At 65.7% G+C, this 17,858-nt stretch carries 14 protein-coding genes and 1 tRNA gene; 9 read left to right on the top strand and 6 right to left on the bottom strand.

Annotated features, from left to right (window positions below; translation table 11 throughout):
- Positions 1–34 precede the first annotated feature (34 nt).
- Positions 35–661 carry a peptidoglycan recognition protein family protein gene (locus ABIC03_RS24515; protein ID WP_354061728.1) on the top strand — a complete coding sequence of 209 codons (627 nt, stop codon included), beginning with the start codon at positions 35–37 and terminating at the stop codon, positions 659–661.
- Positions 662–843: 182 nt separating this feature from the next.
- On the opposite strand, the gene ABIC03_RS24520 is transcribed toward ABIC03_RS24515, so the two are convergent.
- The 3 genes from ABIC03_RS24520 to ABIC03_RS24530 form a co-directional block, all read right to left on the bottom strand.
- Positions 844–1,185 (bottom strand): hypothetical protein, encoded by a 342-nt coding sequence (locus ABIC03_RS24520; protein ID WP_275173591.1) that lies wholly within the window; start codon positions 1,183–1,185, stop codon positions 844–846.
- A gap of 362 nt (positions 1,186–1,547) precedes the next feature.
- Positions 1,548–2,447, bottom strand: a complete 900-nt coding sequence (gene rpoH, locus ABIC03_RS24525) for an RNA polymerase sigma factor RpoH (RefSeq protein WP_007596598.1) — start codon at positions 2,445–2,447, stop codon at positions 1,548–1,550.
- Between the two features lie 217 nt (positions 2,448–2,664).
- On the bottom strand, positions 2,665–3,672 hold the full coding sequence (locus tag ABIC03_RS24530; protein ID WP_354061730.1) for an RluA family pseudouridine synthase: 1,008 nt from the start codon (positions 3,670–3,672) through the stop codon (positions 2,665–2,667).
- Between ABIC03_RS24530 and ABIC03_RS24535 the strand changes: the two genes are divergently transcribed.
- Together ABIC03_RS24535 and ABIC03_RS24540 are read left to right on the top strand one after the other, a co-directional pair.
- Entirely contained in the window at positions 3,671–4,015 is a 345-nt protein-coding gene (locus tag ABIC03_RS24535; protein ID WP_354061732.1) for a hypothetical protein, read from the top strand. The two genes, ABIC03_RS24530 and ABIC03_RS24535, sit on opposite strands and share 2 nt — an antisense overlap.
- 221 nt (positions 4,016–4,236) lie before the next feature.
- Positions 4,237–4,311, top strand: a tRNA-Glu gene (locus ABIC03_RS24540).
- A gap of 103 nt (positions 4,312–4,414) precedes the next feature.
- Here the strand turns inward: ABIC03_RS24540 and ABIC03_RS24545 are convergent.
- A complete protein-coding gene (locus tag ABIC03_RS24545; protein ID WP_275173662.1) occupies positions 4,415–5,368 on the bottom strand; it encodes an alpha/beta hydrolase in 954 nt (317 codons plus the stop codon).
- Positions 5,369–6,117: 749 nt separating this feature from the next.
- Between ABIC03_RS24545 and ABIC03_RS24550 the strand changes: the two genes are divergently transcribed.
- A complete protein-coding gene (locus ABIC03_RS24550) occupies positions 6,118–7,608 on the top strand; it encodes an amidohydrolase family protein (protein WP_354061734.1) in 1,491 nt (496 codons plus the stop codon).
- 4 nt (positions 7,609–7,612) lie between these two features.
- Entirely contained in the window at positions 7,613–8,542 is a 930-nt protein-coding gene (locus ABIC03_RS24555) for a CobW family GTP-binding protein (protein ID WP_354061736.1), read from the top strand.
- Positions 8,543–8,603: 61 nt separating this feature from the next.
- Here ABIC03_RS24555 and ABIC03_RS24560 read toward each other — a convergent pair whose 3' ends face one another.
- Positions 8,604–9,077 (bottom strand): hypothetical protein, encoded by a 474-nt coding sequence (locus tag ABIC03_RS24560; RefSeq protein ID WP_354061738.1) that lies wholly within the window; start codon positions 9,075–9,077, stop codon positions 8,604–8,606.
- 11 nt (positions 9,078–9,088) lie between these two features.
- The gene (locus tag ABIC03_RS24565; RefSeq protein ID WP_354061740.1) at positions 9,089–9,547 is read right to left on the bottom strand and encodes a hypothetical protein; all 459 of its coding nucleotides are present in this window, start codon (positions 9,545–9,547) and stop codon (positions 9,089–9,091) included.
- A 339-nt stretch (positions 9,548–9,886) separates the two neighbouring features.
- Between ABIC03_RS24565 and ABIC03_RS24570 the strand changes: the two genes are divergently transcribed.
- The 4 genes from ABIC03_RS24570 to ABIC03_RS24585 all read left to right on the top strand — a co-directional run bounded on the left by ABIC03_RS24570 (position 9,887) and on the right by ABIC03_RS24585 (position 17,687).
- Positions 9,887–11,569 carry a methyl-accepting chemotaxis protein gene (locus ABIC03_RS24570; RefSeq protein ID WP_354061742.1) on the top strand — a complete coding sequence of 561 codons (1,683 nt, stop codon included), beginning with the start codon at positions 9,887–9,889 and terminating at the stop codon, positions 11,567–11,569.
- Positions 11,570–11,580: 11 nt separating this feature from the next.
- Positions 11,581–12,264, top strand: coding sequence for an aspartate/glutamate racemase family protein (locus ABIC03_RS24575; protein WP_354061744.1), 684 nt, complete (start codon positions 11,581–11,583; stop codon positions 12,262–12,264).
- Between the two features lie 127 nt (positions 12,265–12,391).
- Entirely contained in the window at positions 12,392–15,697 is a 3,306-nt protein-coding gene (locus ABIC03_RS24580) for an acetyl-CoA carboxylase family protein (protein WP_354061746.1), read from the top strand.
- Positions 15,698–15,806: 109 nt separating this feature from the next.
- The gene (locus tag ABIC03_RS24585; protein ID WP_354061748.1) at positions 15,807–17,687 is read left to right on the top strand and encodes a sigma-54-dependent Fis family transcriptional regulator; all 1,881 of its coding nucleotides are present in this window, start codon (positions 15,807–15,809) and stop codon (positions 17,685–17,687) included.
- Positions 17,688–17,858 lie beyond the last annotated feature (171 nt).

The raw sequence follows: 17,858 nt of genomic DNA on the forward strand, positions 1-17,858 counted from the left end.
GGGCGTGCTAACGTCGGGTCCGCACTGGACCCGCATGATGATCTCTCGCCTGCTCGCGACCATTCTCGCCGCCCTCGTTCTGATCGCACCTGCCGCCGCGGCCGACGCCGAACTCGCAAAGCTCGCGCGCGCCTCCGGCACGCCTGACATCCCCGGCCTGAAGATGGTGTGGCTGGCGCCATGGGGGGACGTCGGCAACGCAAAACCCTGGCGCAACATCATCGTGCACCAGACCGAGGGACCGGCAGGTTCGGCGCGCGGCGGTGCGCAGGAGCAGGCTAAGAATCCCACGCGTCGCGGCGTCACATTGTGGGTGGAGACCGACGGCACCGTCTATTGGGCGGTGGCGGAAAACCTGGTGCCGACCCATGGCGACGGCGCCAACCGCAACGACAACAAGTACATCGATAACAAGCCGACCTATCGCCAGGTGGTGCGCCACAATTCGATCGGCGTCGAGTTCGCCGGCAACTATCCCGACGTCACGACGGGCCCGACCGCGGCGCAGGTCGCGGCGTGGAAGATCCTCGTCCAGATCCTGCGCGCGCGCTACGGGATCCCGCTCGACCGCGTTTATGCGCACAACTGGATCGACTACAAGGACGCCCGCTATTGCGAAGGCTGCTGGCTCGCGACCCTGGCGCGGGTTTGGGGGGAGTAGAGTTAGCGAGGCGCCGGCGGTGCGCTCTTCCCTTCTCCCCTTGCGGGAGAAGGTGGCGCAAAGCGCCGGATGAGGGGTTGTCTCCGCGAATGACGATGTGAGAGATGCGCTCGCGGAGGCGACCCCTCACCCGTCTCGCTTCGCGAGCCACCCTCTCCCGCAAGGGGAGAGGGGAAAAGCAACTACACCGGCTCCGACATCCAGCCGAACAACCGCCGGATCAAGCCCGGCCGCCGCGGCACTTCCGGCGGGTCATCCGCCGCGAGCACGCGCTTGAAGAAGTAGTCCAGGAACACCATGTCGTTCGGCTCGGTGACCGTGAATGTCTCGTCGCCGAAGTAGACGCTGTAATTGAAGAAGAACGGACCCATCAGCGGGATCGTCGCGGTCGAGGCATAGTCCTTCGAGATCACGAACTCCGACGGCTCGAGCCCGTGCTCGCGCATCGCCTGCTCGACCAGCGGCAGCTTGCGCATGAACTGGGCGGAGAAGCCGCCGACGGTGGATTGCAGGATGATCGACACGGTGAGTGTCCGTTCTCTTGATGCTGTCGGTCCAATGTTTTTGGTCGGCCGACCGGCAGTGCGGGTTCAAGGCAGAGCCACAACCCCCCACCGTCATCGCCGGTTTAGCCGGGCGATCCAGGATTCCAGAGACCTGCATTGGAGATTTCGCTCTTGCAACGAGCGCTGTGGCGTACTGGATGCCCCGCTTGCCGCCTACGCTAAAAGCTTCGGCACCCCTGAACCTCAACCTCGGCGAAGCCTTGGCGTAGCCGGGTCGCGTGGCATGACGGCGAGAGTTGCGCCCAACAAAAAAGCCGGCGTTGCCGCCGGCTTTCTGTCTCTTGTCGATCCGCCAATCTCTGGCGCTAAAAACCCCGCGCTTAGAGCGCGGCTTCCAGCGCGGCCTGTTCGGCCTTTGCGATCGTGCCCTTGACCGCGGACTGCACCTTCTCGAAGGCGCGGACCTCGATCTGGCGGACGCGCTCGCGCGACACGCCGAACTCGGCGGCAAGGTCTTCCAGCGTCATCGGCTCATCGGCGAGGCGGCGGGCCTCGAAGATGCGGCGTTCGCGCGGGTTGAGCACGCCCATCGCGCCGTTCAGGGCGTCGCGGCGGTGATCATACTCCTCATGCTCGGCGAGCATGGCTTCCTGGTTGGGCGAATTGTCGACCAGCCAGTCCTGCCATTCGCCGGCTTCGCCGTCGTCGCGGATCGGAGCATTGAGCGACGCGTCGCCACCGAGGCGGCGGTTCATGTCGACCACGTCCTGAGCCGTGACGCCGAGACGCTTGGCAATGATGGCCACCTGGTCGGGGCGGAGATCGCCTTCGTCCAGCGCGGAAATCTTGCTCTTCGCCTTGCGCAGGTTGAAGAACAGCTTCTTCTGGTTCGCGGTGGTGCCCATCTTCACGAGCGACCACGAACGCAGGATGTACTCTTGAATCGACGCCTTGATCCACCACATCGCGTAGGTGGCGAGACGGAAGCCCTTCTCGGGCTCGAACCGCTTCACCGCCTGCATCAGGCCGACATTGCCTTCCGAGACGACCTCGGAGATCGGCAGGCCGTAGCCGCGATAGCCCATGGCGATCTTGGCCACGAGACGGAGATGGCTGGTGACGAGTTGGTGCGCGGCGTCACGATCATCGTGCTCGCGCCAACGCTTGGCGAGCATGTATTCCTGCTGGGGTTCCAGCATCGGAAACTTGCGGATCTCGCCGAGGTAACGGGAAAGGCCGGATTCGCCATTAAGGACCGGCAGGGTAGCTGTACGGGCCATAGTGCGCCCTCCAAACAGGTTCAGGCCCCCGATAGCGGCGGGCCAGGCAGACGACCGCTTGGTTAAAGCCGATCGGTGCTGCGATGTTCCGCGTTGGTCTTCAACGCAAGCGCAATATACTCCATCGGGAGGCAAAAAGGGAAGGATTGCTGACGTCACGTCCCCGTGTGGCAGCTATAACTTTTTGTAATGTAAAGCATTTCTGAAGCGGCCTGCGTCATAGCGCCGCTTTCAGGGCCCCCTGGAGGAGAAGCAAATCCTCCGGCAGAGGCGCTTCCCAGTGGAGTAATTCTCCAGTCCTCGGGTGCTCCAATACCAGCAGGTAAGCATGCAGGGCCTGCCGCCCCAGCGCGGCCAGGACGGCCTGCGACTCGGGGCCGAGCTGGTTCGCCTTGGTCTTGAAATGCGGGCCGTAGACGGCATCGCCCATCAGGGGGTGGCCGATATGGGCGAGGTGGACGCGTATCTGGTGGGTGCGCCCGGTCTCGAGTTCGCAGGCGAGCAGCGTCGCGATCGGCTTGCCGTCGCGCCCGTTAAAACTCTCCAGAAGCTCCCAATGCGTCACGGCCTCGCGGCCGCCCTGGCGTACCGCCATCTTCTCGCGCGCATGCGGGTGGCGGTCGATCGGCGCGTCCACGGTGCCGCGATGGCGCCCCGGCAGCCCCCAGGCGAAGGCCATGTAGCCGCGCCGCATCGGCCCGGTGCGGCCGTGATCGGCGAATTGCGCGGTGAGCGAGGCATGCGCGAGGTCGTTCTTGGCGACCACCATCAGCCCGGTGGTGTCCTTGTCCAGCCGGTGCACGATGCCGGGCCGGCGGACGCCACCGATGCCCGACAGCGATGAGCCGCAATGGGCGATCAGCGCGTTCACCAGCGTGCCGGTCTCGTGGCCGGCCGCGGGATGCACCACCAGCCCTTTCGGCTTGTTGAGGACGACGATGTCGTCGTCCTCAAACACGATATCGAGGGCGATATCCTCGCCTTTCGGCTCCGGCGGGGCCGCTTCCGGCACGTCGATTGTGATCGTATCACCGGAGGCGACGTGATAAGCGGGGTCCCGGATCGCGGCGTCCCTGAGGCTCACCGCGCCCGCCAGAATCAGGGCTTTCAGCCTCGATCGCGACAGCTCGGCAAGGTGCACCGCCAGCACGCGGTCGAGCCGGGTCGAGCCCTCGGAGCCTTCGACGACAACCTCCAACCTTTGCGCAGAGCCAGAATTTTCCATGACGACGTCTGATACCGTTGTTCCCGAACCGAGCCCCGAGCAGGCCGCGCTGTTCGCGCGGGTGCGGCGGATGATGCTGATCGCGGGGTTGACCACGGCGCTGGCAATCTGCGCCGTGCTGATTGCGGTGGGCTACCGCCTTTTCAAGTCGGAGGGAAGGGCGCCCGAGCCGGCCGGCGACGTCATTGCCACCCTGCCCAAGGGCGCCAAAATCGTCTCGAGCGCCGTCGCCGGCGACCGCCTCGTGATCACGCTCGACATCGGCGGCGTCACCGAGATCCGTACCTTCGACGCCCATACCTTGCGGCCGGCCGGAAAGCTGAAATTTGCCAATGAGCCGTGAGTCCGGCCCCGGAACTCGCCGCCATCGTCGTCCTGGCGAAGGCCAGGACCCATAGCCACCGAATCCGCTTGCATGAACGAGATCGTCGCTCCGATCTGCTTAACCATCCGCATTCGAGCTAATGGGTTCGGATTCCGCCGGGACGACGCCAAGCAGAGTTCCAAAACCCCGCGATCCCCGCTTGCCGCCGGCAAAATTCGAGGCTATGTCCTCTCCCTCACGCTCCCTTCGTCTAGCGGTTAGGACGCGGCCCTCTCAAGGCTGAAACAGGGGTTCGATTCCCCTAGGGAGCGCCATTCGCGTACGAGACTGGGCACTTCAAACCCCGGCCGTTCCCGCCTGAAGCCGCAACGAGCAAGCGCAGGAGCGAGCTTTCCACGGCTCGGCGCAGGCGCTCTCTTACGCGATCGTGCCGTCGATCGAGCGGCGGATCACCCGCTGCACTTCTGCATTCGACAGAAACAGATCGTGGTTGATGATGCCCCACCCTTCCTGCGAGGCATCGACCACGCGCACACCGAGCCGCGCGATGACGGCCTTCTCGGCGGCGCCGACCCGGGTCATTCCACCTGCGATTTGTCCCGACAGCGCCAGTGCGCGATCGTTCGTCGCGGCGATCACGGTGATTTTGCCGGCAAGCGGACCGATGCGGTGGACCGCCGACGTGAACACGTCCATGTCGATATCTGGCGCAGCAAACACAACCGCGCCGATCTTGCTCGTAACTGTGTCGCCGTATCGGGCATAGAGCTGACGCAGGCTTTCGAGCGTCAGCATGGTTCCCATGCTGTGCGCAACGATGTGTACGCGGCCGCCGCCCGGAGCGGACACGAGGGCAGAGAGCACGCGTTCGAAATCGTCGCGGGACCACATCGCGCTGTCGCGGTCATAGGCATAGTCGAACAGCCCTGCCTTGGAAGGCCAGGAGAACGCCACGGTTCGGCCGCGGAACTTGATCCCATCCGAGAGATGAGCAGCATCCAGCATCGCCGTCTCGAATGTCTGTTTGAAGCCGTGCACATAGATAAGCACGTCTCCTCCGCCGGCCTGCGCGACCAGATCGCCAACGTCTGCCGATACCGGTTCGAGCCGATCAAGGCGCCAATCGCCAAATCCGACCGAGGCGAGAGAAAGTCGGCTCTCGTCCGGCGCCACCAGCTTCGCCCTCGCGACCGTCATGTTGGTTGCACGCTCCGGCCCGAACCAGGGTTTCGTCCGACCACCGTTGACGGGCTTGCGCGTGGTGGCGACGAGCAATGTGGGATCAAGGGAGAGCGATGACGCGTCGAAACGCGCCCCGGTCGCACCCAAGCCGGCGCATCCGCCGAGCGCAATGGCGGTCCCTGCCGACATAAATCCACCGAGGAGAGCGCGGCGCGAAATAGAATGGTGAGGGTCGCGTTGCAGAAGAGGTCGAGCGATCACACGAAACCTTTGGGAACTTTGTCCACCGTAGCGCCCCATCTAACTTCCTGAATGACAATGGGGGCGAGAAGACGGCGGAGCAGCTTCGCGGGTCCCTTGCATGGTCGTGGCGTCGGTTGCGAAGTCTTTTGCCGAAGCAGGACCATGTCCTGCGAAGCCTTAGGCGAAGCAGGAAGCCTGCGTACGGCGAAACCGTGTGGTCCTGGTCGTCGTTACTACGGTCAAGCCTTTGCGAAGGCGTCAGCGCGTCAACCGGCGCGGTGCCGTGCATTTCGCGGAGGTGACGGAGGCAAGAAGGAACTCGTCTCCGGGGGAGAGCGCGGCATAGGCCGTCAAATCATCGCGCAGGGAAGGCCTGGTCTCGGCTGCCCTGTGTCTCCCCTGTGCATTGCGTGTGCAATCAGTTCGCATGGGGTTTTTTATGGGTGCCAGCCGGCGCCCGGTCTTCCCTGCGCCCTTTCTTCGAGGGCGTGAAGCGAGAAGCATACCTCGGGCAAACCTGCCGCGAGACTGCGAGCGCGTGTCCGCGACCTGCTGTGAATTGACCTCTCCTTCGAGCCTCCCTTTCGAGCCTGCCTTCGAGCCTCCCTTGCGAGCATGATGCGTCGGCATCGGTGGAGGTGGTCGTCCCTCCGGGAATCTGCCTTGATGCGAATTCAGCGTGAGGGAGTGACGACATGAGCGGTTTGGTGATCTCTGGCGGCCGGGTGGTGGATCCCGCCAGCGGAATGGACGCGGTTGGCGATGTGGCGGTGGTGGACGGCAAGGTCGCCGCGGTCGGCGCCTCGCTCGGCGGCGCCGAGCGGGTGATCGACGCGACCGGCCTCGTGGTCGCGCCCGGCTTCATCGACCTGCATGCGCATGGCCAGTCGCTCCCCGCCGATCGCATGCAGGCGTTTGATGGCGTCACGACGACGCTCGATCTCGAAGCCGGCGTGCTGCCGGTCGGGTCGTGGTATGAGCGCCAGGCGCGGAAGGGACGCGTGCTGAACTACGGCGCCGCCACCAACTGGGCCTTCGCGCGCATCGGCGCGATGACGGGCTCCAATGCGGAGAGCTCGCTGGAGGCGTTCGGCAACGCCATGCGCGATCGCCGCTGGATGGACAACGTGGCGAGCGATGCGGAGGTTGCGGGAATCCTCGAGAGGTTGTCGCGCGGCCTGAACGAGGGCGGCATCGGCATCGGCATCTTGAACGCCTATGCGCCAGGCGCCGGCGTGCAGGAGCTGACCGCGGTCTGCCAGCTCGCGGCCGCGCAGGACGTGCCGACCTTCACGCATGTCGCCTACATGTCGCGCGTCGACCCCGAGAGCGCGGCGGAGGCCTATATCCGCCTGATCGGCTATGCCGGCGCCACCGGCGCGCACATGCACATCTGCCATTTCAATTCGTCGAGCAAGACTGACGTCGAGCGCTGCCGTGTGCTGATCGCGAAAGCGCAGGCGCAGGGCCTGCCGATCACGGTCGAGGCCTATCCTTACGGCACCGGCTCGACCGTGCTGGCGGCGGCCTTCTTCAGCGACCCCGAATTCGTCGAGCGCAACGGCACCGGTTACGATTCCGTGCAGCGGGTCACCGACGGCCATCGCTTCAGCGATCGCGAGGAGCTCCTGAAGGCGCAGGCTGAAGAGCCGTCTTCGCTGGTGCTGTGGCACATCCTCGACACCGAGAACAATGCGCATCACCGCGACCTGCTCGACATGTCGGTGCTTTATCCCGGCGGCGCCATCGCCTCCGACGCGATGCCGTGGACGACGTCGGACGGCAAGACCTACACCGGCGATGCCTGGCCGCTGCCGGACGACGCCACCTCGCATCCGCGCTCGGCGGGCTGCTTCACGAAATTCATCCGCGAATGGGTGCGGGAGCGCAAGACCGTGTCGCTGCTCGAAGGCGTGCGCAAATGCGCGCTGATCCCGGCGGAGATCCTGTCGCAGAGCACGCCCGCGATGCGCGCCAAGGGCCGGCTCGCGAAGGACGCCGACGCCGACATCGTCGTGTTCGACTACGAGAAGCTCTCGGACCGCGCGACCTTCACGGCGATGAACCGCCCCTCCGAAGGCGTGCGGCATCTCGTGGTCAGCGGCGAGGTGCTGATCACAGATGGCGTGCTGCACGTGGCGGCGCGGCCCGGCCGTCCCGTGCGCCGCCCCGTCGTCGGGAGCTGATCCCATGCCGGTCCCCATTCTCCTGGTGACGGGCTTTCTGGGGGCCGGCAAGACCACGGTCGTGAACCATCTGCTGGCGCATGCGGAGGGACGGCGGATCGCCGCTGTGGTCAACGATTTCGGTGTGATCAACATCGATGCCGAGCTGATCGCGGGTGCCAGCGACGGCGTGGTCAGCCTCGCCAATGGCTGCATCTGCTGCTCGCTCGAAGGCGACCTGCTGCGCACGCTTTCGACGTTGCTGCGGCGTGATCCGAAGCCCGAGTACATCGTCATCGAGACCAGCGGCGTCGCCGATCCCGCCGACATCGTCCGCAACTTGATGGATCCCGTGATTCTGCGCGAGGCACCCCTGGAAACGGTGCTCTGTGTGATGGACGCGGCAACAGCCCCCGCCGCTCTCGACGACGCGCTGCATCGTTCGCAGCTGCGCGTCGCCGACATTGTGGCGCTGAGCAAGCTGGATCTGGCGGAGGAGGGCGCGGGCGGGCGGATGAGGGAGGCCATCCGCGCGCAACGCGTTCCTGCGGTGGTGGTCGATGCGCAGCATGGCGAGATTCCGTCCGCGCTGCTGTTTCCCGCGACCGTCGATCGCGCCCCCGCGCGACGCGAGCCCGGACCGAAACGTCCGGCAGAGCAACGCTTCGAAACGCTGAACTGGACCTCGGACCACCGGATCTCGCTGGCCCGCCTGCAGCAGGCGATCGGCAAACTTGCGCCAAAACTCGCGCGGGCAAAAGGCCTGTTCGAGACCGTCGAGCAGCCCGGGCGCCAGATGGTGTTTCAATTCGCCGCCGGCCGCGCCACGCTGGTGCCAGGCGAAGTGGCGACGCCGGGCGTGCCGCGTGCGCGCATCGTGTTCATCGCCGAGCTCGGGGTGCTCTCGAAGGCGGAGCTCGATGCGATCATGGAAACGTGCGTTGCCGATCGGTGAAGCTGCCGCCTCAAGCGAATTGCGCGAGGCGAACACGGTGATCTGGAAGGACCGCTAGCTGTCAGCAGAACGCGAGCGCGTTGACGGCCCTCGTTGTCGCGATCCCGTTCTCGTTGCCGACGAACTGGCAGACGGCGGATTCGAGCTCACCCGGCCGATCGCCGCGCGCCACCGCCAGCAGCCGCATCAATTCCGCCTCGTCCTTCGAAAGACGCCGGCACGACGGCGGCATGAAGCACAATTGGCACGGCCGGCCGCTGCGCAGGATTCTGACGAGCGCCGCAACGCGTGCGACCAGCAGCGGGCTGTCGGCGATGCCCGGCGCCTCGTCGGCAAAGCGATAGGCCGCCTCCCAGCAATCGGACGCGCCGGTCGCATAGGCCGCGCCGATGAACCGCAACAGCGAGAGCGTGACGCGGCCAAAATCATCGTAGCTTTCGACGTTAGGCCGCGTCGCGAGCGCGGCCTGGAGCGGACAGAGCCGCGCCTGGCCGGCTTCCGTGACAGACACAGAGCCGCAACTATCCTGCATCATGCGTGATCTCGTCAGTGCAACGTCGGGCTACCGACCAGCCAGCTCTTCATCGCCATCGTCCGGTCATGCTCGAACGACGGAACCTGTCGGTCGGGCAGGATGAGACCGGCCATGCGGAAGATCGTTGCAAGCCCCCGCACGGGTGCGAGAGCCCAATCGGCGCCGACAGGCGGCAGCCAGCATTCGAACTGTTCGCGCGCGATATCGTCGCGCTCTTTCTGCGCGGCGGCGATCGCCCGCAACATGCCGTGCTCGCTGTCGGACATGCGCGGGCAGGTCGGGCAGTGCACCGCGATGGCCGTATGCGCCGTGCAGGCAAAGATCTCGATAATGGACTCCAGCGAAGGCACGGCATCGCCCACGTGAAAATGGTCGTACACTTGCTGGATGTCGGCCGCGGTCGGAACGGCGCTTCCGCTGCGTGCCTTGGCCCGAAATCCCCAAATGAAGAGCCGCTCCGCCGCGTTCAACGACGGTAGGTCGAGGGATCCTGTCGATGTCGATTGATGCATTGAGCCTCTGGCCTCCGGCTGCGCCCACGCCCCGGCTGGCGCCGATGATCTGCGTCGATCGTTCCGTCAGAGCCCCCTGCAAGTCAACGCTCGGAGGAGCGATATCGAGGTCTTCTAGTTTTGAAGAGATCGCATCTCGGATGCAGCCGGCCTCGTGAGCCTGCAAGGCCGTCTGCGGCGTGCCGGTAGGATTCTACGGAGTTTTGCGGGTTTTTGCGGGAGCCCGAATGCTTAAAGCTTTGCTAAGGGGCGCGGGATAAACTGGCATATCAGCCCTTCCAAATCTTGCGAGCACCGATGTTTTTCTCCCGCATCAGTTTCAAGCTGGTCCTGATTGTCGGCATCAGCCTCCTTGGCATGATCGCGCTGGCGCCGATCGCGCTTTCGACCCTGCGCGCGCAGATGATCGCAGACCGTGAGGCCAAGACGCAGCACATGGTCGACGTCGGCTACGGCATCCTGGCGCACTACCAGAAGCTCGAGAGCGAAGGAAAGCTGCCGCGCGAGCAGGCCCAGGCCGGCGCGATCGCGGAAATCAAGAGCCTGCGCTACGACAAGGTCGAGTATTTCTGGCTCAACGACATGACCCCCAAGATGGTCATGCATCCGATCAAGCCCGAACTCGACGGCAAGGATCTCGCCGGGATGAAGGATCCATCCGGCAACGCGCTGTTCGTCGGCTTCGTTGACGTCGTCAAGAAGCAGGGCGCCGGCTTCTACAGCTACCTCTGGCCGAAGCCCGGCTTCGACCAGCCGGTCGGGAAAATCTCCTATGTGAAGGGCTTTGCGCCCTGGGGCTGGATCATCGGAACCGGGATCTATCTCGACGATGTTGACGCCGTCTTCCGCCAGAATGCGATGACCTTCGCCCTGGTGTGCCTGGTCGTGTTCGTGCTCGTGCTCGGCGCCTCCTTCGTGATCGGCCGCAGCGTGACCCGGCCGCTGGCGAAGATCACTGCGCTCACCGAGCGCCTCGCCGCCGGCGACAGCGCGTTCGATGTGCCCCATACCGATCGTCGCGACGAGATCGGCGGGCTCGCCAAGGCGCTCGCCGTGTTCAAGGACAATGCGTCGGCGGTCGGCCGGATGCACGCCGAACAGCAGGAGACGAAGCAGAAGGCCGACGAGGAGAAGCGCAAGACGATGACCGACCTCGCCGGCAAGTTCGAGGCCAACGTTCAGGCCGTCGTCCGCGACGTCTTCAACGAGGCGCGCGCGATGCAGCAGGCCGCGCAGGGCATGTCCGAGACCGCGAACAAGGCGACCGACCGTGCGAGCTTCGTCGCCACCGCCTGCCAGCAGGCTTCGAGCAACGTGCAGACGGTGGCCTCCGCCGCCGGGCAGCTGTCGTCCTCGATCGCCGAGATCAGCCAGCGCGTCGCGCAGGCTGCAAGCGTGGCCGACAAGGCCGCCGCCGACGGTCAGCGCACCAACGACACGGTGCAGGGACTTGCCGCCGCCGCGCACAAGATCGGCGAGGTCATCGACCTCATCAACCAGATCGCCTCGCAGACCAATCTGCTCGCGCTCAACGCCACCATCGAGGCGGCGCGCGCCGGCGAGGCTGGCAAGGGCTTTGCCGTGGTGGCAAGCGAAGTGAAGTCGCTGGCAAGCCAGACCGCGAAGGCGACCGACGAGATCGGCGCGCAGATCACCGCGATCCAGGCCGAGACCAACCAGGTGGTCGGCAACATCGACAGCATTCGCAAGACCATCATGGAGGTCAACGAGATTTCCTCGTCGATCGCCGCAGCCGTCGAGGAGCAGGGCGCCGCGACCGCGGCGATCGCCCACAGCGTAAGGGAGGCCGCCTCCGGCACCGACCAGGTCTCGCAGAACATCTCGGGCGTCACTGATGCCACGGCGGAGACCGGCCAGGCCGCCGGCCTCGTGCTGCAATCGAGCGGCCGGCTGTCGCAGAAGCTGCAATCGCTGGAAAACGAGGTCAGCGCTTTCGTTGCGGGGGTGCGAGCGGCCTAGTATAGCAGGGGATGGGCCCAAATTCCGATCGTCGCGCGCGCGTTCTCCTGATCAATCCGAACAGTTCCGTGGCGACCACAGCGATGATGGTCGCCATCGCGAAGTCGGCCGCCGTGGACGGCTTCGACGTCGACGGCGCGACCGCAACGCGCGCGCCGCAAATGATCGTGACGCCGGATGCGCTGGATGCAGCTTCCACCGAAGTTCTCGAGATCGCGCAGTCGAACCGGCATGCATGCGACGGTATCATCGTCGCGGCGTTCGGCGATCCCGGATTGGCGGGGATCAAGGCCGCGATGAAACTGCCCGCGGTCGGCATCGGCGAGTCCTCGATGCTGGAAGCCGCCGAGAACGGCCGCCGCTTCGGCGTGGCGACCACGACACCGCTGTTGGAAGCGAAGATCGACGCTCTGCCGGAAGCGCTGGGTTTGCGATCGCATTACACCGGCGCCCGCTTCACCAAGGGCGATCCGCAAGACCTGATGGCCGATCCGGCGCGGCTGCGCGCGGCTCTCGCGGTCGCAGTCGAGGCCTGCATCGCGCAGGATGGCGCGGAGGCCGTCATCATCGGCGGCGGGCCGTTGGGCGAAGCTGCGCGCGAGCTTAAGCCGATGTTCACCGTGCCAATCATCGCCCCGATCCCGTCTGCCGTGGCGCGGATTATTCGCCTCATCACGGCGCAAGCGACCGACTGAAATTCCGGCCCGCGGGAACGGTCGTCGCGACCGGCGTTCTTGCCCTTGACGGCCTCGATTAAAGTGACGAAGCAGAACCATCGGACCTGTCGACCCGCGCTTGGGCACGCGGGCATGGAGACGCTGCATGTCGTTCAAGAAGCTCCTGATCGCCAATCGCGGCGAGATCGCCATCCGCATCGCGCGCGCCGCAGCCGATTCCGGCATCGCGACGGTCGCGATCCATCCCGCGGACGATGCGCTGTCGCTGCATGTGCGGGTTGCCGACGAGGCGGTCGAAATTCCCGGCCGCGGCGCGCGGGCCTATCTCGACATCGACGCGGTGGTGAGAGCGGCGAAAGCCGCCAGCTGCGATGCCGTGCATCCCGGCTACGGCTTTCTCAGCGAGAACGCCGCGTCCGCCCGAATCTGCGGGGATGCAGGCATAACTTTCGTCGGACCGACACCGGCCGCGCTCGAATTGTTTGGCGATAAGGTCGCAGCACGGCAACTGGCAAAACGCTGTGGCGTGCCGATCATTGCTGGCACCAGCGGGCCGTCGAGCCTTGAGGATATCACGGCGTTCTTCATCTCGCTCGGCAGCAACGCGGCGATCGTGATCAAGGCGATGGCCGGCGGCGGCGGGCGCGGAATGCGCGTGGTCGAGCGCGCTGCCGATCTCGCGGAGGCCTACGCGCGCTGCCAGTCCGAAGCCAAGGCCGCGTTCGGCTTCGACGGCGTCTATGCCGAGCGGTTGATCCGGCAGGCGCGCCATATCGAGGTGCAGATCATAGGTGACCGTCACGGTGCGAACTCCCACCTCTGGGAACGCGAATGCACCATTCAGCGCCGGCACCAGAAGCTGATCGAGGTGGCGCCGAGCCCGTCGCTCAGCGACGGCTTGCGTAGCCGTATCATCGAGGCGGCGAAGCAGCTTGCGGCTGCGGCGTCCTACGACAATCTCGGCACGTTCGAGTTCCTGGTCGACGGCGCGGCCGAAGACAGTTTTGCCTTCATCGAGGCCAACCCGCGGCTTCAGGTCGAGCACACCGTGACGGAAGAGGTGCTGGGCATCGATCTCGTCCGCGCCCAGCTCGCGGTCGCTGCCGGCGCCTCGCTTGCCTCACTTGGCCTGGCGCAAGGCTCGATCCCGAAACCGCGCGGCTATGCCATGCAGCTCCGCGTCAACATGGAGACGCTGGACGAGCTAGGGGCGACGCATCCGACCGGCGGTGTGCTTGCCGTGTTCGAGCCGCCGTCAGGCCCCGGCGTCCGCGTCGACAGTTTCGGTTATGCCGGCTACAAGACCAGCGCCGCTTTCGACTCGCTGCTGGCAAAGGTCATCGTGCATACGCCTGGCGAAGCCTGGCACGACGTCGTCGCCAAGGCCTCGCGCGCCTTGCGCGAGTTTCGGATCGACGGCGTCATCACCAACATCGCCTTCCTCCAGGCCGTGCTGGCGCATCCCGATTTCAGGGGTAACCGCATTGCGACAGACTTCATCGATCGCAACATCGGCAAGCTCGTCGAAGCCGCGGATGGCGCGGCCAAACCACTCTATTTTGCGGCGACGGAGCGAAGCGGCGGTCCCGGCACCGAGGCGCATACGGCACAGATCGCGCCCGAAGGCACGGTGATGGTCGCAGCACCCTTGCAGGGGACCATTGTCACCATTCAGGTGAAGGAGGGCGAGATCGTGCGCCCGGGCCAGCAGCTCGCCGTGATCGAATCCATGAAGATGGAGCATCTGGTCATGGCCGAGCAGGGTGGTCGCGTCATGAAGCTCGTGGCCGGCGACGGCGTCACGCTGATGCATGGCGAGCCGATCATGTATCTGGAGCCGCTCGAGGTTGCGGCGGATGCGTCGGCAACGGAAGCCGATATCGATCTCGACCATATCCGTCCCGATCTCGCCGAACTGATCGCGCGCCAGGCCAACACGCGCGACGAAAATCGCCCTGCCTCGGTCGAGCGCCGCCGCAACACCAATCAGCGCACCGCGCGCGAGAACGTCGCGCAGCTCGTCGACGACGGCTCGTTCATGGAGTATGGCAGCCTTGCGATCGCGGCGCAGCGGCGCCGGCGCAAGCTCGACGATCTCGTCAAGAACACGCCGGCCGACGGCCTCGTCATGGGCGTCGCGACCGTCAACGCCGAGAAGTTCGGTCCCGAGGGCGGGCGCTGCATCGTCGTGGCCTACGACTACACCGTGCTCGCGGGCACGCAGGGCCACATGAACCACAAGAAGATCGACCGCATGCTGACGCTCGCGGAAGACTGGCGCGTGCCGCTGGTGTTCTATGCCGAAGGCGGCGGCGGCCGGCCCGGCGATACCGACCGGCTCGGTATGACCGGGCTCGATGGTCCGTCCTTCGTGCAGTTCGCGAGACTCTCGGGTCTCGTGCCGGTTATCGGCGTAGTCTCCGGCTATTGCTTCGCCGGCAATGCCGCGATGCTCGGCTGCTGCGATGTCATCATCGCGACCAAAAACGCCTCGATCGGTATGGGCGGCCCCGCGATGATCGAGGGCGGCGGGCTCGGCGTCTATCACCCGGCCGAGGTCGGCCCTGTTACGTTCCAGTCGCCGAATGGTGTCATCGACATCCTCGTCGAGGACGAAGAGGAGGCGACGCGTGTTGCGCAAAAGTATCTGTCTTATTTCCAGGGGGCGGTGACGGAGTGGCAGGCCGCCGACCAGCGCCTGCTGCGCCGCGCGATCCCCGAGAACCGTCTGCGCGTCTACGACATCCGCAGCGTGATCGAGCTCGTCGCCGACAAGGATTCCGTGCTGGAGCTGCGCCGCGACTTCGGTGTCGGCATGATCACCGCCTTGATCCGCATCGAGGGCAAGCCGTTCGGCCTGGTCGCCAACAATCCGCGCCATCTCGGCGGCGCGATCGACGCAGATGCCGGCGACAAGGCCGCGCGCTTCCTCCAGCTCTGCGACGCCTTCGATCTGCCCATCGTCTCGCTGTGCGACACGCCCGGCTTCATGGTCGGCCCGGAAGCCGAGAAGACCGCGATCGTGCGCCACGTCTCGCGCATGTTCGTGACAGGCGCGAGCCTGACCGTGCCGCTGTTCGGCATCGTCCTGCGCAAGGGCTATGGGCTTGGGGCACAGTCGATGATCGGCGGCGGCTTCCACGCCTCATTCTTCACCGCGTCCTGGCCGACCGGCGAGTTCGGCGGCATGGGCCTGGAGGGTTACGTCCGGCTCGGCTTCCGCAAGGAAATGGAGGCGATCGCCGACCCCGTCGAGCGCGAGACTTATTATCGCAACAAGGTCGCCGAGCTCTATGCCAACGGCAAGGCTGTCTCGATCGCCTCCGTGTTCGAGATCGACAACGTCATCGACCCCGCTGAGACGCGGCGGTGGATCATGGCAGGCCTGCGCTCGGTGCCGAAGCTGCCGGCGCGAACCGGGAAGAAGCGACCGTGCATCGACACGTGGTGAGGGCGGTGCAGCAATTCCGATTGCGCTTCGCCGCGTTCCCGGTTCCCGATTGACATCCCCGCCTGCGGTGCCAGACTTTGCACAATAATACAGGGTGGAGACGTCCGCGATGGCCAGCCTTTCGGCCTCGAACCATGTCGCCCGTGTCTTGTCCGTCGCCAATCAGGTTACAAACCGCTTGGCCGACGTCGATGCCTCTTCGCGCATTGCCAATTCCTGGCGGCGCTGCCTGGTCGGCCACAAGCTCGATCCCGCCCGTCAGGGACCGCCGCAGACGCTCACCGAAGCCGAGATCCGTCACGTCGCCGAACCCATGGAGAAGACGATCCGGCTCGTAACTCCGGAGCTCGACGATCTCGCCCGTGTGCTGCGCGATGCCGGCTATTGCGTCAATCTGGCGGACGTGAACGCAACCATGCTGTTCAGCCGCCTGCCCGGCGAAGCCGACGCAAGACTATTCATGGACTGGAAGATCTTCACCGGCTCAAATTTTTCCGAGTCCTTCGAAGGCACCAATGGGCTCGGCACGGCACTTGCCGAGCAAAAGCCGATCCTGGTGCATCGCGACGAGCATTTTCGCGCGCAGTGGCACATGTTCTCCTGCGCCGTGACCCCGCTGTTCGACGAGGCCGGAAGGCTTGCAGGCGCCGTGAACATCACCTCGTGCCGCGAGGACCTCGAACGCACCGCGCATCAGCTCGCGCTCGCGGTGACGATCGAGGCGACGCGGCGCATGGAGGGTGCGATCTTCCGCGGGCATTTCCGCAACGCCTGGATCGCGACCGTACCAGGCGACGGCGGCAGCGGCCTGCTCGCCTATGACGACGATCGCCGCATCGTCGGCGCCTGCCGTTCGGCGCGCGCACTGCTGGGTCTCACCGACGGTCTGATCGCATCCGGCATCGATCTGTCGCGGTACGTCAAGTTCGACCATCCCGCCGCGCGCGACGCAGACGATCTCGTCGAGCTGCGCCGGGCCGATGGCACTCCGTTGGGGCATGGCCATGTCGCGCCGCCGCTGCGGGCGAGGGCCTCGACCCGTCCGCTCGCGCCGCGCCGCGATGCCCCGGTCGATCGCTTCGACGCGCTGCAGCGGCTCGCCGGCCGCGACCCTGGTCTGATCAGGAGCGTGAAGCGACTTAGAAGCATCGGCGATCACAATCTGCCGGTGCTGCTGCATGGCGAGACCGGCGTCGGCAAGGATGTGTTCGCTCGTGCCATTCACGCAGCCGGCAATCGCGCGCGTCACAACTATGTCGCGCTGAACTGCGCGGCGATGCCGGAAAGCCTGATCGATGCCGAGCTGTTCGGTTACGAGGCCGGCGCTTTCACCGGCGCGCGCCGCGACGGCTCGAAGGGCCTGATCGTGCAAGCAGACGGCGGGACGCTGTTCCTCGACGAGATTGGCGACATGCCGATCGCGCTGCAGACGCGACTGCTGCGTGTGCTGGAGAACCGCGAAGTCTGGCCGCTCGGCGCGCTGAAGCCCGTGCCGGTCGACATTCGCCTGATCAGCGCCACCCATCGCGATCTCGGCCGCATGGCCGAGGAGGGCGCCTTCCGCACCGACCTGTATTTCCGTCTGCGCGGCATGGAGGTGCGGCTGCCGGCCTTGCGCGAGCGCGCCGACCGCGACGACGTCATCCGCCAGATCGCGCGCGAGGAAGCGCCGAACTGCTCGCTCTCGGACGAGGCTTGGGTGCAGCTCGCGGCCTATCCCTATCCCGGCAACATGCGCCAGCTCCGGCATGTGCTGCGGCTCGCCGGCTGCACGGCGGAGGACGGCGTGATTACCGATGCCGATCTCGATCTGCCGCCGTTTGGTGGAAGGGCGGTGGAAGCGGACCTCGCGGCGGCGGAGCGCGCCACGATCGTGGAGGCACTACGCAAGCACGGTGGTCGTGTGACTGAAGCGGCGCGCGCGTTGAAGCTGAGCCGCGCCACACTGTATCGCAAGCTCAAGCAGTTGAAGATCGAGACGGCGCAGTAGGACTCAGCTGCATGCGGCGAGCGTTCTTCCCCTCTCCCCTTGCGGGAGAGGGTGGCTCGCAGCGTAGTGGCGAGACGGGTGAGGGGTCTGTCTCCGCATTCACCTCAGCCATTTGTGTATGCGGAGAGATACCCCTCATCAGGCGCTTCGCGCCACCTTCTCCCGCAAGGG

Source organism: Bradyrhizobium sp. RT6a (assembly GCF_040547675.1).
Classification (GTDB): Bacteria; Pseudomonadota; Alphaproteobacteria; order Rhizobiales; family Xanthobacteraceae; genus Bradyrhizobium.